This is a genomic window from Caballeronia cordobensis, assembly GCF_001544575.2.
Classification (GTDB): domain Bacteria; phylum Pseudomonadota; class Gammaproteobacteria; order Burkholderiales; family Burkholderiaceae; genus Caballeronia; species Caballeronia cordobensis.
Genome location: NZ_FCNY02000042.1, coordinates 1 through 14330 on the forward strand (window position 1 = coordinate 1; position 14330 = coordinate 14330).

13 protein-coding genes and 4 tRNA genes are annotated in these 14330 nt (G+C 63.9%); 1 reads left to right on the plus strand and 16 read right to left on the minus strand.

Annotation, left to right across the window (positions count from 1 at the left end):
* Positions 1 to 19 precede the first annotated feature (19 nt).
* The 5 genes from AWB70_RS37305 to gltX all read right to left on the minus strand — a co-directional run bounded on the left by AWB70_RS37305 (position 20) and on the right by gltX (position 2220).
* Positions 20 to 95 (minus strand) — tRNA-Glu (locus AWB70_RS37305).
* A gap of 93 nt (positions 96 to 188) precedes the next feature.
* Positions 189 to 265: transfer RNA gene (locus AWB70_RS37310), tRNA-Asp, on the minus strand.
* A 68-nt stretch (positions 266 to 333) separates the two neighbouring features.
* Positions 334 to 409 (minus strand) — tRNA-Glu (locus AWB70_RS37315).
* Between the two features lie 165 nt (positions 410 to 574).
* Positions 575 to 650 (minus strand) — tRNA-Ala (locus tag AWB70_RS37320).
* Positions 651 to 810: 160 nt separating this feature from the next.
* Positions 811 to 2220 carry a glutamate--tRNA ligase gene (gltX, locus tag AWB70_RS37325; RefSeq protein ID WP_053568385.1) on the minus strand — a complete coding sequence of 470 codons (1410 nt, stop codon included), beginning with the start codon at positions 2218 to 2220 and terminating at the stop codon, positions 811 to 813.
* Between the two features lie 219 nt (positions 2221 to 2439).
* On the opposite strand from gltX, the gene AWB70_RS37330 reads away from it, so the two are divergent.
* On the plus strand, positions 2440 to 3390 hold the full coding sequence (locus AWB70_RS37330; RefSeq protein WP_053568386.1) for a patatin-like phospholipase family protein: 951 nt from the start codon (positions 2440 to 2442) through the stop codon (positions 3388 to 3390).
* Positions 3391 to 3454: 64 nt separating this feature from the next.
* Here AWB70_RS37330 and AWB70_RS37335 read toward each other — a convergent pair whose 3' ends face one another.
* The 11 genes from AWB70_RS37335 to iscR form a co-directional block, all read right to left on the minus strand.
* The gene (locus tag AWB70_RS37335; protein ID WP_053568387.1) at positions 3455 to 4690 is read right to left on the minus strand and encodes a c-type cytochrome; all 1236 of its coding nucleotides are present in this window, start codon (positions 4688 to 4690) and stop codon (positions 3455 to 3457) included.
* The gene (locus tag AWB70_RS37340) at positions 4687 to 5259 is read right to left on the minus strand and encodes a (2Fe-2S)-binding protein (RefSeq protein WP_053568388.1); all 573 of its coding nucleotides are present in this window, start codon (positions 5257 to 5259) and stop codon (positions 4687 to 4689) included. Before AWB70_RS37340 ends, AWB70_RS37335 begins: the two co-directional genes overlap by 4 nt.
* Positions 5256 to 8072 (minus strand): xanthine dehydrogenase family protein molybdopterin-binding subunit, encoded by a 2817-nt coding sequence (locus tag AWB70_RS37345; RefSeq protein ID WP_053568389.1) that lies wholly within the window; start codon positions 8070 to 8072, stop codon positions 5256 to 5258. The genes AWB70_RS37340 and AWB70_RS37345 overlap by 4 nt, the downstream gene beginning before the upstream one ends.
* A 362-nt stretch (positions 8073 to 8434) precedes the next feature.
* Complete coding sequence (iscX, locus tag AWB70_RS37350) at positions 8435 to 8632, minus strand: Fe-S cluster assembly protein IscX (protein WP_053568390.1); 198 nt, start codon at positions 8630 to 8632, stop codon at positions 8435 to 8437.
* A gap of 14 nt (positions 8633 to 8646) precedes the next feature.
* Positions 8647 to 8988, minus strand: a complete 342-nt coding sequence (gene fdx, locus AWB70_RS37355) for an ISC system 2Fe-2S type ferredoxin (RefSeq protein ID WP_014191713.1) — start codon at positions 8986 to 8988, stop codon at positions 8647 to 8649.
* Positions 8989 to 9014: 26 nt separating this feature from the next.
* On the minus strand, positions 9015 to 10880 hold the full coding sequence (gene hscA, locus AWB70_RS37360) for a Fe-S protein assembly chaperone HscA (protein ID WP_053568391.1): 1866 nt from the start codon (positions 10878 to 10880) through the stop codon (positions 9015 to 9017).
* Positions 10881 to 10911: 31 nt separating this feature from the next.
* Positions 10912 to 11442, minus strand: a complete 531-nt coding sequence (gene hscB / locus AWB70_RS37365; protein ID WP_053568392.1) for a Fe-S protein assembly co-chaperone HscB — start codon at positions 11440 to 11442, stop codon at positions 10912 to 10914.
* An 83-nt stretch (positions 11443 to 11525) separates the two neighbouring features.
* Positions 11526 to 11849 (minus strand): iron-sulfur cluster assembly protein IscA, encoded by a 324-nt coding sequence (gene iscA / locus AWB70_RS37370; RefSeq protein ID WP_014191716.1) that lies wholly within the window; start codon positions 11847 to 11849, stop codon positions 11526 to 11528.
* Between the two features lie 64 nt (positions 11850 to 11913).
* Positions 11914 to 12339 carry a Fe-S cluster assembly scaffold IscU gene (iscU, locus tag AWB70_RS37375; RefSeq protein ID WP_045450756.1) on the minus strand — a complete coding sequence of 142 codons (426 nt, stop codon included), beginning with the start codon at positions 12337 to 12339 and terminating at the stop codon, positions 11914 to 11916.
* A 36-nt stretch (positions 12340 to 12375) separates the two neighbouring features.
* A complete protein-coding gene (locus tag AWB70_RS37380) occupies positions 12376 to 13599 on the minus strand; it encodes an IscS subfamily cysteine desulfurase (RefSeq protein WP_014191718.1) in 1224 nt (407 codons plus the stop codon).
* 85 nt (positions 13600 to 13684) lie between these two features.
* Complete coding sequence (gene iscR, locus AWB70_RS37385; protein WP_014191719.1) at positions 13685 to 14212, minus strand: Fe-S cluster assembly transcriptional regulator IscR; 528 nt, start codon at positions 14210 to 14212, stop codon at positions 13685 to 13687.
* Between the last annotated feature and the right edge of the window lie 118 nt (positions 14213 to 14330).

Genomic DNA, 14330 nt, shown 5'->3' on the forward strand with positions numbered 1-14330 from the left:
CTAGCAGCCGCCGATGTTCTGGCGTCCCCTAGGGGATTCGAACCCCTGTACTCACCGTGAAAGGGTGATGTCCTAGGCCTCTAGACGAAGGGGACAGAAACTTCTAACCACCTGCAACCAAGCCGCGGCGAAAAAAAACCGGCTCTCATTAGCCGGAGTGTTCCTGCTCGCAATCTTGGCGCAACTGTTGGCGGAGCGGACGGGGCTCGAACCCGCGACCCCCGGCGTGACAGGCCGGTATTCTAACCAACTGAACTACCGCTCCACTTCTTTCCATCTGTTCGCGATGTCACTTGCGAACTTGCAGCGCTTTTCTAGCAGCCGCCGATGTTCTGGCGTCCCCTAGGGGATTCGAACCCCTGTACTCACCGTGAAAGGGTGATGTCCTAGGCCTCTAGACGAAGGGGACAGAAACTTGTGAATCTGTCTTTTACTACTGCTTCGCGTATCTGCCGACTTACTTGCCGCCGATCAGCGAAGACCGAAATTCTATACAACTTTGTGTTACTTGTGAAGTATTTTTTGCGACTTCCGATCTTCCGGAGAACATCTTCGCGCTACTTCAACTGTTCTTTGGTGGAGGTAAGCGGGATCGAACCGCTGACCTCTTGCATGCCATGCAAGCGCTCTCCCAGCTGAGCTATACCCCCTTGCAGAACAGAAACGAGATTGTATAGGGCGTTTTCGAAGATGTAAATACTGTCTGACGACTTAATCGAAATTTTTTTCGCCCGCTTCACGCGATCGCGCGCAATGGATGACGCGCCGCCGCTTTCCAAAGGAAATTGGCGCGTCATCCGTTCCGCGACTTCACCCTGCGGCCTTCTCCAGGCGTTTGCTCACGACATCGCGGCCGAACAGCATCAGCACCGCGTCGATCGACGGCGTGTGCGTCGTGCCCGCAACCAGCAGGCGCACCGGCATCGCCAGTTGCGGCATCTTCAGCTTGTGCGCGGCGAGCGTCGCCTTGAGCGCCGCCGAGATCGCCTCCTTGCTCCACTCCACGCTTTCGAGCGCCACGCGCAATTCCGCGATGGCCGGCCGCACCGCATCGGTCACATGCTGCGCGAAGGCGTCCGGGTCGATGGCTGGCTCGCGATAGAACATCGCGGCGTTATCGGCGATCTCTTTCACGGTCGATGCGCGGTCCTTCAGCAGCCCGATGACCTGATCGAGCGGCGCACCGACGTCGATCGCGGCAGCGTCGATGCCCGCCTGCGCCAGGAACGGCTTCGTCAGTTCCGCGAGCCGGCCGTTGTCCGCTTCCTTGATGTAATGCGCGTTCAGCCAGTTGAGCTTGTCGTGGTCGTACTGCGCGGGCGATTTGCCGAGATGCTCGAGATCGAACCATTCGACGAACTGCTCGCGCGAAAAGATCTCCGCGTCGCCATGCGACCAGCCAAGACGCGCGAGATAGTTCACCACGGCTTCGGGCAGATAGCCGTTGTCGCGGTAGCCCGTCACGCTCATCGCGCCGTGACGCTTGCTCATCTTCTCGCCCTGCTCGTTCAGCACGGTCGGCAAGTGAGCGTAGACCGGCGCCTCGCCGCCCAGCGCGCGCAGGATGTTGATCTGACGCGGCGTGTTGTTCACGTGGTCGTCGCCGCGAATGACGTGCGTGATCTTCATGTCGAGATCGTCGACGACCACGCAGAAGTTATAGGTCGGCGTGCCGTCCGGACGGGCGATCACGAGATCGTCGAGCTCTTCGTTCGAGATTTCGATATGGCCTTTCACCGCGTCGTCCCACGCAACCGCGCCCGAGAGCGGGTTGCGAAAGCGCACGACCGGCGCGACGCCCTCCGGAACCGGCGGCAGCACCTTGCCCGGCTCGGGGCGCCACGTACCGTCATAACGCGGCTTCTCGCCCGCGGCGCGCTGGCGCTCGCGCAGTGCGTCGAGCTCTTCCGTCGACATGTAGCAGTGGTACGCGAGGCCCTTCTCCATCATCTGCGCGACGACTTCGCGATAACGGTCCATGCGCTGCATCTGATAGAACGGGCCTTCGTCGAAATCGAGGCCGAGCCACGCCATGCCTTCGAGAATCGCATCGACGGACGCCTCGGTGGAGCGCTCCAGATCGGTATCCTCGATGCGCAGCACGAAAGTGCCCTTCATCTTGCGCGCGAACGCCCACGGATAGAGCGCGGAGCGGATGTTGCCGAGGTGGATGAAGCCGGTCGGGCTCGGTGCGAAGCGTGTACGGACTTGGGTGGTCATTGCTGTTTGCTCGATGGTGGGCCGCGCGCGCCTTCTTGCTCGAATCGCGCTCGAAACCCGCTCAAAATGAGACGAAATTATACTCGCCGCCTGCATCGTGTCGGCCCGGGCGCCTTTTGTTTTATGATGTGCGCGCTTTTCCCGATCTCCCGGCACGCCCGCGAAGCCAAGGTTTTCGCGGACAGGTCGTCCGGGACCGCTGCATCGCCGGAGCACATCTTGAATTCATCGTCACCCCGTCTTTCGCGCCGCGCGTTTTCGCTCGCGGCCGCATCGTCCGTTCTCGCCGCCTGCACGACTACGGGCGGCGGCTCATCCGTGTCATCGGGCGGACCCGCATCGGGCGCGCCGGCCACGCCGACGAAGACCGAACCGCCGCGCCCGATGCGCATCGGGCTCGCGCTCGGCGGCGGCGCCGCGCGCGGCTTCGCGCATATCGGCGTGATCAAGGCGCTGGAGGCGCGCAACGTGCGCGTCGATCTCGTCGCGGGCACGAGCGCGGGCTCGGTCATCGCGGCGCTGTACGCGTCGGGGATGAACGGCATCGCCATCAACAAACTCGCCCTGACGATGGACGAAGCCTCGATCAGCGACTGGGCGATGCCCTTTCGCACGCGCGGCATCCTGCAGGGCGTGGCGCTCCAGAACTACCTGAACAAGACGCTCGACAACCGTCCGATCGAAAAGATGGCGAAGCCGCTCGGCATCGTCGCCACTGATCTGAAAAGCGGCCAGCCGATTCTCTTCCAGCGCGGCAACACGGGCGTGGCGGTGCGGGCGTCGTGCAGCGTGCCGTCGATTTTCGAGCCGGTGAAGATCGGCGAGCGCGAATATGTCGATGGCGGTCTCGTCAGTCCGGTGCCGGCGGCGTTCGCGCGCAAGATGGGCGCCGATTTCGTCATCGCGGTCGATATTTCGGCGCGTCCGGAAAGCGGGCTCACGTCGAGCTCGTTCGACGTGCTGATGCAGACGTTCACGATCATGGGCCAGACCATCAAGGCCTATGAGCTCGACAAATACGCGAGCGCGGTCATTCGCCCGAATCTCGCCGCGATGAGCAGCAGCGATTTCAGTCAGCGCAACGCGTCGATTCTCGCGGGCGAGGAAGCGGTCGCGAAGATATGGCCGACGCTGCAGCGTCAACTGGCAGAAAGCGGCGCTCGGGTGTGAGCGTCCTCGCGCCCTGAATACCTGAATACGAAGAGGCCACGCGAATTGCGTGGCCTCGATCGTTTTAACGCAGGGACTTCACCTTGTCGGCGGTGACGTCGCCAGGCTGGCCGCCCCACGTCGCGCGCAGATAGTTCGCAAGCTGCGCGATCTGTTCGTCGCTATAGACATCGGCGAAACCCGGCATGCGCTGCATGTTCTCCACGCCCGCAAACCGCTGCGCCTCGATGCCGTCGAGCATCGACACGATCAGGTTGCGCGGGTCCGTGTGACGCAAGGTCGAGTTGCCGTCCATCGCCACCGCGACATGCGGCTTGCCCTGACCATCGAATCCATGACAGCCCGCGCAGGAATCGAGAAACAGGTTCCGCCCCGCCGCCAGTCGCGCGGGATCGTCGATCTTGACGGTCGAGAGCGGCGCGGCGTTGGGCGGCACATCGCCGAGCAGATACGTCGCGAGCGCGCGCAGGTCGTCGGCACTCAGATGCTGCGTGCTCAGGTAGACCACGGGATGCATCTCGCCGAACGCCGAGCCCTGCCTGGCGAAACCGGTTGCAAAGAACGCCTGCAGGTCCGCGCCCGTCCAGCCGCGCGCGGCGAGTGCGGCGGGCGTGATCTCCGGCGCGCCGATGCGGCCGAGCGCGCCGCCCTGCAAGGTCTTCGCGCCGTCCATCTGGCCGAATGCGCCGCGCGGCGTGTGGCACTCCGCGCAATGCCCCAGCGCGTTGGCGAGATAGCGGCCGCGCTTCCAGTCGGCGGATTGCCCCGACGACGCATCCGGCAGCGTGTCCTTCAGGAACAGCATGTCCCAGAAGCGCACGGCGAAGCGCATGTTGTACGGAAACTTCACATCGGCGTCGATGTTCGGCGTCGCTGCGGGCTTTTGCGCCATCAGAAAGGCGTAGATCGCGTCGCTATCTTCGCGCGACATCTGCCGGTACGACGTGTAGGGCATCGCCGGGTAAAGCTTGTGCTTCGGTGTCACGCCATCGTGCAGCGCGCCGTAAAAATCATCGGCGCTCCATTTGCCGATGCCATGCTTCGGATCGGGCGTGATGTTGGTGCCATAGAACGTGCCGAACTGCGATTCGAGCTTCACGCCGCCCGCGAACGGCGCGCCGTTGGTCGCGCTATGACACGCGGCGCAATCGGCGGCATGCGCGAGATAACGGCCGCGCGCGATCTGTTCGGGCGAACTTTTCGGCGGCGTCGCGCCGTCGCCCGCGCCGCCGCATCCGGCGAGCACGAAGGACGCAACCGCGAGCGGCGCAACGAGGCGAGCGAGGATGGATCTCTTCATGCTGCGTCCTTCACGAGTCCGGGCGTGCCAAGCACGAGATCCTTCACCGCTTCGTAGTAGCGCACATAGCCGGTGCAGCGGCAGATGTGCCCGTCGAGCGCACTCATGATCGTCGTTTCGATCTGGTCCTTCGCGACCGGCTCCCGTTTGAGCTTCTCGATCAGCACCGTCGTCGCGTTGACGAAGCCCGGCGTGCAATAGCCGCACTGGAAGCTGAAGTGCTCCAGGAACTTCTGCTGCACCGGCGCAAGCTCGACGACCTCGCCGTGCTCGTTGCGCTTCGCGTGGCCCTCGACGGTGCGCACGGTCTTGCCGTCAAAGAAATGCGCGCCGTTGATGCAGGTGCGCACTTCCTCGCTCGTGCCGTCGGCTTTATCGACGATCACGACGCACGCGTGGCAGATGCCCTGCCCGCAACCGAGCCGCGAGCCGGTGAGCCCGACATACTCGTGCAGAAAATCGATCATCGGCAGACCGGCGGGCACCTGCATCGGCCCGACCTTCTGGCCGTTGATCGTCATCGAGAGCGCGCGCGATTCGAGTCCCGCGGCGGTTTGGGTGGCCGTCATGCGAGCACCTCCTGAATGTTTTGCGGCGTCACCGGCAGATCGGTGAAGCGATGTCCGATCGCATGCGCGATCGCGTTGACGATGGCGCCGACGACCGGAATCATCACCACTTCGGCGATGCCCTTCGGCGGATCGGTTTCGGTGAGCGGCGGCAGGACTTCGCTCGTCTGCTTCCACACGGCGACGTCGCTCGCGAGCGGCAGGTGATAGCGGTTGAAGTTCCACGTGCCGTTGCCCGGACCGTCTTCATAGAGCGGCAGATACTCGTGCAGCGCGTGACCGATGCCCATCGCGATGCCGCCCTGCACTTGTCCCGACACGAGCGCCGGCGAAAGCTGATTGCCGCACTCGAAGATCGAGTGATGCGAGAGCAGGTCGACCTTGCCGCTTCCTTCGTCGATCGCGAGCTCGACGAGCGTGCCCATTGCGCTGTAGTACGTGACGGCCGCGTTGTTGCGGCTCACCGGCGCGATGAACACCTTCTTGCGATCGAGCACCGCGTAGCCATTGGGCGTGAGCGCGCCGTGCTTGACCGCGCCCGAGCGCAGCGAAAGCCCGTCGATGGGCAGCCGCTCCGTGTTGCCGGCGATATCGAACAGCGCCTCGCTCCACTGCCAGCGGTTGAACGTGTGCACCGTCGCGCCGGTCGCGAGGCCAAGCTCGTGCGCCTTCTTCGCAAGCTGCTCGAAGGTCAGCGGCGCCATGCCGCCAGCGGAGAGCGCGCCGTCGACCCAGCGCGCATCCTCGATGCGCACCACGAACGACGCCGCCTGGCCGCCGCCGATGCCCTGCCCCCACAGCGCCATCGCGGCCGGCCACAGTCCCTGGCGGAAGACGGCGCGCGCCGCTTCGCGCGTGGCGTGCGTGTAGTAGTAAGCCGAGTTCGTCGCGCTGGCGGGCGACGCGTAGGTCGGCGACCAGCGCGGATTGGCGCTGAGACGATCCTGCTCGGCCTGCGACATGATGTACGGATCGCCGCTCGACACGACCGGCAGATCGGACCAGTCGGTGACGGCCATATGGACATCGACGGCCGGCTTGCCCAGCCACTTCGCGACCGCGAGCGCCTGCGCCGTCGAAGAACCCGTGCCGATTTCCGCGCCCGAATGGAACAGCGAGATGCGGCCATCGGCGGTGAACTCGACCTTCGCGAACGCGCTTTCCGCGCCCGTGCCGAAGTCCTTCTGCACGCACGAGAAGCCCACGCCGTATCGCTTGCCCGGATGCGCGGCCTCGAAGTCGGTCTTGCGCTTCGCACGGTCCGTCCACAATGGATGAACTTGCGCCTTCTTCAGTACTTCCTCGGCGCGCAGCACGCCGGCGGGAATCGCGCCTTGCGTGTTCTTCATGCCGGTGCGGAACACGTTCTTCACGCGCAGTTCGATCGGGTCGATACCGAGCTGCTCGGCGATATCGTCGATCATCATTTCGGTCGCGGCCATGCTTTGCAGCGTGCCGTAGCCGCGCGCCGAGCCGGCGTCGACCGCGCGCGAGGCCGTGGCGACCGCCGTCAGATCGCTCTTCGGAATGTTGTAGATCGATTGCGCGGCCGTGGCGCCGACCATCGCGACCGAAGGCGAGAAGTTGCAGCGGCCGCCGCCGTTCGCCGCGAAATCGCCCTTGAACGCTTGAATGAGACCGGTCTTCTTGTCGATCGCCATGCGATAGCGCATATCGAACGCATGACGTTTGAGCGACGACTGAAACTGCTCGAAGCGGTCGTTGGCGAGCCGCACCGGGCGGCCGTCGCCGTACATCGCCGCAACGAGGCCGTAGAACGGCATGTTGTAGTGATCTTTCGAGCCGTAGCCCACCGTGTAGCACGGATGCAGGAACAGCTTCTTCACCGCGAAATGCGACTTCGACGTCATTTCGATGACGCTCTGCGTCACTTCGGTCGGGCCCTGCGTCGGGATGACCATGTGCAGCGATTGCGTCGCGGCGTCGTACCAGCAGTTCGCGTTGTCCGGTTCGAGCGCGGCCGTATCGACGGATTGCGTGCGATAGCGGCGATCGACGACGAGCCAGTCTTCCGGCGGATGATCGAGCGCGTCGGCGATGTGCTGTGCGTGGAACATGCCCTGCTCGTCGAGCTTGCCGTGCTCGGCGGCATCGGCCCAGACCGGCTCGCGCTTTTTCATCATGTGCGGGAAGAGCGGCGAGTCCTTGAGGCTCGAGAACGTGTCGTCGTCGTAGGGCGTTGTGCCGCCGACGCGCACGAAGCGAAACGCGGCCCACGGATCGCGTTCCAGCGGTCCGGTCGTCGCGCCGTAGCGGATCACGCCATCGCGGAACTGGAGCTTTTCCTTTGCGAAGCGAAAGCGCGCGAAGTCGTGAAAGATCAGGATCGCGACGGCCTGCCCGAGATAGGCGGGCGTCTTGCCCGCGGGCAGCAGCATGTCGTCGCCGTAGAAAGCCGGGAACGCGAGCTGGTCGCGCGCGAGGACATCGGCGGTGACGACGCGGTCCGGCGCGAGCCCGGCCGCATCGAGCACCGAGAGATCGATGCCTTCGTAGAGGCGGTCCGCGAGCGTCGTGCGCAGGATCAGCGCGTGCGCCTGCTCCTTGGGCCAGTGCGGCATGTCGGATGCGCGGATGTCGCGCGCGAACACCTTCGCGCCCGTCACTTTCGCCATGCCGTCGATGCGGAATCGCGCGTCGCCGTTCTTCGCATCCCACTGCACGGGCGTCAGGATTTTCTCTTCGAACAACGCGGCGAACGCGCGGCTGCCGAGCGGCGCGACAAACACCGAAACGCCCGCGAGCACGCTCGCTTTCAGAAAGCCGCGCCGGGACAGGCCGGGTTTCCCCATGAATTTCTCCTCAAATGATCGCCCGAAGGCCGTCTGCGCGCGACCCGGCCTCACGTCGCACGATCGGGGACGCGAGATTGATTTGCATTGCAAAATAGTGTTACGGGATTTCCGGATGCCGGTCGCGTAACGAGTGGATGCCTGGCGCTTCTTGCCAGGTCGCAGCGGCCGCGATTCTAAGTGCGTGACACTTCGACAACAACGCTCGGGGCGTCAAGTTTCGTCAAATCGGAAGTGACTGAAGTACGCAGGTTGCCGGAGATGGCGCAAGCGCGCCCAAAAACAAAGCGGCGGCTTCTTGCGAAGCCGCCGCTCTTTAGCCGGCGCGTTCAGGCCGGCGCGGGAAATTTGCGATCGACGGATCAGTAGTCCGCGTCCTCGATCCAGGCCGCCTGGATCGCCTCCAGAATCTTCTCGTTGGATTTTTGCGGATCGTCGTCGAATCCGTCGAGTTCCATCACCCAGCGATGCAGGTCGGTGAAACGCACATATTGGGGATCGATATCCTGATGCGCGTCGGTGAGTGCCATCGCGATCTCTTGAGTATCCGTCCACTTCATGGCGATTGCTCCTGTCAGTGATTTTCTTTGGCGTGATTGATGGAGTACCGCGGGATCTCGACCACCAGATCCTCGTCGGCAGGCACCATTGCCTGACATGATAACCGCGATGTCGGTTCGAGACCCCACGCTTTGTCGAGCAGATCGTCCTCGTCCTCTTCGGACGGTTCGAGCGCATTGAAGCCTTCCCGGATGATGACGTGGCACGTCGTGCATGCGCACGATTTCTCGCAGGCGTGCTCGATCTCGATGCCGTGATCCAGCAGGTTGTCGCAGATGCTCTTGCTGACGTCGGCGTCGATCACCGCGCCGTCCGGGCACAGCTCCACGTGGGGCAGCACAACGATTTGAGGCATGTTCCGTATTTCTCGAATGGGATGATTTAGACGTCGTCGAGCTTGCGGCCCGCGAGCGCGCGGCGAATGCTTTTGTTCATGCGGCGCGCAGCGAATTCGTCGGTGCCGGTGGCGAGCGTCTTCGTGGCGTCTTCGATCTTTTCGACCGAATCGCCGTTGGCGATGGCCGCGAGGCCGGCCACGAGCGTCTGGATCTCTGCGCGCTCGTCGTCGTCGAGCAATTCGCCGTCGGCTTCGAGCGCGGCGTGCGTCGCCTCGATGAGACGTTCCGCTTCGACCTGCGCCTCGCGCAAGGCACGCGCGCGCATGTCGGTGTCCGCGGTCTTGAAGCTTTCTTCGAGCATGCGCGCGACTTCGTCGTCAGCCAGCCCGTACGACGGCTTCACGACGACCGACGCCTCCACGCCCGAGGTCTGCTCACGCGCGAACACGGAGAGCAGCCCGTCCGCATCGACCTGATACGTCACACGGATGCGCGCCGCGCCCGCCGCCATCGGCGGAATGCCGCGCAACTCGAAGCGGGCGAGCGAGCGGCAGTCGGAGACGAGCTCGCGCTCGCCCTGGACGATGTGAATCGCCATGGCCGTCTGGCCGTCCTTGAACGTCGTGAAATCCTGCGCGCGCGCCGTCGGGATGGTCGAATTGCGCGGGATGATCTTTTCGGTGAGACCGCCCATCGTCTCGACGCCGAGCGACAGCGGAATCACGTCGAGCAGCAGCCAGTCGTCGCCTTCGCCGCGACGGTTGCCGGCGAGCAGATCGGCCTGCACCGCCGCGCCGAGCGCGACGACCTGATCCGGATCGAGATTGACGAGCGGCGGCTGGCCGAAGTAACCCTCGACGGCGCGGCGGATCACGGGCATGCGCGTCGCGCCGCCGACCAGCACGACGCCCTTGATGTCCTTCGCCGCAACCTTCGCGTCGCGCAACGCCTTTTTGGTCGGCGTGAGCGTACGCGCGACGAGCGCTTCGGTGAGCGCGGCGAATTGCGTTTCGGTCACGGCGACGTCGATTTCGACGCCCGTGGACAGCGTGGCCTGCACGCGCGTTTCGGGCGTGGACGAGAGCGCTTCCTTCGCCGAGCGCACGCGGTCGAGCATGAGGCGCACGTCTTCCGGCGTGTCGATCGCGACGCCCGCCTGCGCCACGACATGGCGATACAGCGCGTGGTCGAAATCGTCGCCGCCGAGCGCGGAATCGCCGCCCGCCGCGAGCACTTCGAAAACGCCTTTAGTGAGCTTCAGGATCGACAGGTCGAAGGTGCCGCCGCCGAGATCGTAGACGGCGTACAGGCCTTCCGCGCCGTTATCGAGACCGTAGGCGATCGCCGCGGCAGTAGGTTCGTTGAGCAGCCGCAGCACGTTCAGGCCGGCGAGCTTCGCCGCGTCTTTCGTCGCCTGGCGCTGCGCTTCATCGAAATACGCCGGCACCGTGATCACCGCGCCGACGAGATCCTCGCCGAGGGTGTCTTCCGCGCGGTAGCGCAGCGTCGCGAGAATTTCCGCGGACACTTCGACGGGGCTCTTCACGCCATCGACCGTGCGGATCTGCACCATGCCGGGCGTGTCCAGAAACTCGTACGGCGCGTTCTCCGCGCCCTCGACCTCGCTCTTGCCGCGGCCCATGAAGCGCTTGACCGAAACGATCGTGTTGCGCGGATCGGTGACGGCTTCTTCCTTCGCGGTGCGGCCGATGCGCCGTCCGCCCTTCTCCAGATAGCGCACGACCGACGGCAGCAGCACGTGGCCGTCCTCGTCGGGCAGCGCTTCGGGCACGCTATTGCGCACGGCCGCGACGAGCGAATTCGTCGTGCCGAGATCGATGCCGACCGCCACGCGCCGCTGATGCGGCGCCGGCGCCATGCCGGGTTCTGAAATTTGCAGTAAAGCCATCGTTGATCTTATGGGGTGTGGTGCGGCGTGTTTATACGTGTTCGAGCCGCTCGATTTGCGTGCCGATCTCATGCGCCACGCGTTCGATGAACATCAACTGACGCACCGCTTCGCCCGCCGCCTGATCCGAGTTGCTGTCGATCAGCGCCGCGAGCTTCGTGAAGCGCACGCGCTCTTCGTCGCGCAGTTCGTCGAGCAATGCTTCGAGCGCGCCGATATTCTTCGCGCCCGCCGCATCCTCGATATTTTCGCGACATTCCATCTGCTGCATGAGAAAAGCCGGTTCCATCGCGGTGTTGTTCTCCGCGCCGACATCGACGCCGCGCTGCTTGAGCATGTAGCGCGCGCGCTTCAACGGATCGCGCAGCGTCTGATACGCCTCGTTCGCGTGCGTCGCCCATTGCATCGCGAGGCGCTTCTGGGCGTCGCCGGCCGCGGCGAAGCGGTCCGGATGCACTTGCGCCTGCACGGTGCGATACGCGTCGTCGAGCTTCTCCTGATCGACGGCGAAGGTCGGCGGCAGATGAAAGAGATCGAAGTGACTGTCGGTGAGCGAGGCCATGCTGTCTTGAGGTTTTCAGTGTGCGCGAATGAAAAAGGCGGCACGCGCCGCCTCTTTTGCCGATGCCGCCGGCGTCTTGCACGTCATATGCGGAACGATTCGCCGCAGCCGCACTCGTCCTTCGCGTTCGGGTTATTGAACTTGAAGCCCTCGTTCAGGCCTTCGCGGGCGAAGTCCAGTTCGGTGCCGTCGAGATACGGAAGGCTCTTCGGATCGATGATGATCTTCACGCCCGCCGACTCGAACACGGTGTCCTCAGGCGCGAGCTCATCGACGTATTCGAGCTTGTAGGCCAGACCCGAACAGCCCGTCGTGCGCACGCCCAGCCGAAGGCCAACGCCCTTGCCGCGCCGCGTCAGATACTTTTGCACGTGTTGTGCCGCTTTATCCGTCAACGTGATTGCCATAGTCATCCGCTTCCCTTCGCGCTTCTCTTCGTCGGGGCGCCGCGAACGGCGCCCGTCGTCTACATTACGCTGCCGCTTGCTTGGCTTCCGCCGCCGCTTCCGGCGCCGCGGTGCCATGACGCTGCTTGTAGTCGGCGACCGCTGCCTTGATCGCGTCTTCCGCGAGGATCGAGCAGTGGATCTTCACCGGCGGCAGCGCCAGTTCTTCGGCGATCTGCGTGTTCTTGATCGTAAGCGCCTGATCCAGCGTCTTGCCCTTCACCCATTCGGTGACGAGCGAGCTCGATGCGATCGCGGAGCCGCAGCCGTACGTCTTGAACTTCGCGTCCTCGATCACGCCGTCTGCGCCGACGCGAATCTGCAGCTTCATCACGTCGCCGCATGCGGGCGCGCCGACCATGCCGGTGCCGACGGTGTCGTCGTCTTTCGAGAACGAGCCGACGTTGCGCGGGTTTTCGTAATGGTCCAGAACCTTGTCGCTATAAGCCATGATTCAAACTCTCCTTTATTCGGTGACGCGTGTCGCTTAGTGCGCGGCCCACTGGATGGTCGAGATGTCGATGCCGTCCTTGTGCATTTCCCAGAGCGGCGACAGATCGCGCAGCTTCGCGATCTTGCTCTTCAGCAGGTTGATCACGTAATCGACGTCCTGCTCGGTGGTGAAACGGCCGACCGTGAAACGGATCGAGCTGTGCGCGAGTTCGTCGTTGCGGCCGAGCGCGCGCAGCACGTAAGACGGCTCCAGCGACGCCGACGTGCACGCCGAACCCGACGACACCGCGACGTCCTTCACCGCCATGATCAGCGATTCGCCTTCGACGAAGTTGAAGCTGATATTGAGGTTGTGCGGCACGCGGCGCTCCATGTCGCCGTTGACGTACACCTCTTCGATATCCTGCAGCCCCTTGAGCAGGCGATCGCGCAGCATGCGGATGCGCTCGTTCTCGGTGGCCATTTCTTCACGCGCGATGCGAAACGCCTCGCCCATGCCGACGATCTGATGCGTAGCCAGCGTGCCCGAACGCATGCCGCGCTCGTGACCGCCGCCGTGCATCTGCGCTTCGATGCGCACGCGCGGCTTGCGGCGCACGTACAGCGCGCCGATGCCCTTCGGGCCGTAGGTCTTGTGCGCCGAGAACGACATCAGATCGACCTTGAGCTTTTGCAGGTCGATGGTGATCTTGCCGGTGGCCTGCGCCGCATCGACGTGGAAAATGATGCCCTTCTCGCGCGTGATCTCGCCGATCGCCTCGATGTCCTGGATCACGCCGATCTCGTTGTTCACGCTCATCACGGAAACGAGGATCGTGTCCGGGCGCAGCGCCGCCTTGAACTTGTCCAGGTCGATGAGACCGTCGTCCTTCACGTCGAGATACGTGACTTCGTAGCCTTCGCGCTCGAGCTCACGCGTGGTGTCGAGCACGGCCTTGTGCTCGGTTTTCACGGTGATGATGTGCTTGCCCTTGCTCTTATAGAAGTGCGCCGCGCCCTTGATGGCGAGGTTGTCCGATTCCGTCGCACCCGAGGTCCAGATGATCTCGCGCGGGTCGCAGTTGACGAGCGCCGCGACGTTCTCGCGCGCTTCCTCGACCGCACGCTCCGCATCCCAGCCGTACTGGTGGCTGCGCGAGGCCGGATTGCCGAACTGCTCGCGAAGATACGGGATCATCTTGTCCACCACGCGCGGATCGACGGGCGTCGTCGCGCTGTAGTCCATGTAAATGGGCAGGTGGGGAATATCGTTGTTCATCAGTCGCTCCGGAAAATCGGTCAAAGCTCTTGGCTGGGACGCTCGTTGTCTCTCGCGCACGGCGCGTGCCGGCGCGACGCGGCGGTCATCCGGCCAGGTTGAAAATGGAATTCGGGCCCTTGGGCACGACGCGCGCGGCTTCGGCGCCGGCGGATTCGGTGCGCCGGTCGCGCAGCACCGCCGACGAGCCTTCGCGGGCGCGCTGCTGGTCGACGAGATCCTTCAGCGAGACGGAGTCGAGATACTCGACCATCTTCTGATTGAGCGTCGCCCAGAGCTCGTGCGTCATGCAGTGGCCGTCGTGCTGCTTCGTGCCTTCGCACGTGCCCTTGCCACCGCATTGCGTGGCGTCGATCGGCTCGTCCACCGCGATGATGATGTCGGCCACCGTGACGTTCTCGGCGCGACGCGCGAGGTTGTAGCCGCCGCCCGGCCCGCGGACCGATTCGACGATCTCATGCCGCCGCAGCTTGCCGAAGAGCTGTTCGAGGTAGGAAAGCGAGATGCGCTGGCGCTGACTGATGCCTGCCAGCGTCACCGGGCCCTGCTCCTGGCGCAACGCCAGGTCGATCATCGCCGTGACGGCGAAACGGCCTTTCGTGGTGAGTCTCATAATTGGGGGCTACCGCTAATACTCGATGATTTTCGTCAAGTATAAATATCCCACAGTTTTAGTCAAGTATCTCGGGCGCGATAAGTAGTTTTTTAATTGAGTTTTTTCATGCCTGCGC

What these genes read in the sequence shown, in the direction of transcription:
- iscX (WP_053568390.1), bottom strand. Translation starts at nt 8,632, where the DNA reads ATGAAGTGGACGGATACTCAAGAGATCGCGATGGCACTCACCGACGCG.
- AWB70_RS37380 (WP_014191718.1), bottom strand. Translation starts at nt 13,599, where the DNA reads ATGAACAACGATATTCCCCACCTGCCCATTTACATGGACTACAGCGCG.
- hscA (WP_053568391.1), bottom strand. Translation starts at nt 10,880, where the DNA reads ATGGCTTTACTGCAAATTTCAGAACCCGGCATGGCGCCGGCGCCGCAT.
- hscB (WP_053568392.1), bottom strand. Translation starts at nt 11,442, where the DNA reads ATGGCCTCGCTCACCGACAGTCACTTCGATCTCTTTCATCTGCCGCCG.
- iscR (WP_014191719.1), bottom strand. Translation starts at nt 14,212, where the DNA reads ATGAGACTCACCACGAAAGGCCGTTTCGCCGTCACGGCGATGATCGAC.
- gltX (WP_053568385.1), bottom strand. Translation starts at nt 2,220, where the DNA reads ATGACCACCCAAGTCCGTACACGCTTCGCACCGAGCCCGACCGGCTTC.
- fdx (WP_014191713.1), bottom strand. Translation starts at nt 8,988, where the DNA reads ATGCCTCAAATCGTTGTGCTGCCCCACGTGGAGCTGTGCCCGGACGGC.
- AWB70_RS37335 (WP_053568387.1), bottom strand. Translation starts at nt 4,690, where the DNA reads ATGAAGAGATCCATCCTCGCTCGCCTCGTTGCGCCGCTCGCGGTTGCG.
- AWB70_RS37340 (WP_053568388.1), bottom strand. Translation starts at nt 5,259, where the DNA reads ATGACGGCCACCCAAACCGCCGCGGGACTCGAATCGCGCGCGCTCTCG.
- AWB70_RS37345 (WP_053568389.1), bottom strand. Translation starts at nt 8,072, where the DNA reads ATGGGGAAACCCGGCCTGTCCCGGCGCGGCTTTCTGAAAGCGAGCGTG.
- iscU (WP_045450756.1), bottom strand. Translation starts at nt 12,339, where the DNA reads ATGGCTTATAGCGACAAGGTTCTGGACCATTACGAAAACCCGCGCAAC.
- iscA (WP_014191716.1), bottom strand. Translation starts at nt 11,849, where the DNA reads ATGGCAATCACGTTGACGGATAAAGCGGCACAACACGTGCAAAAGTAT.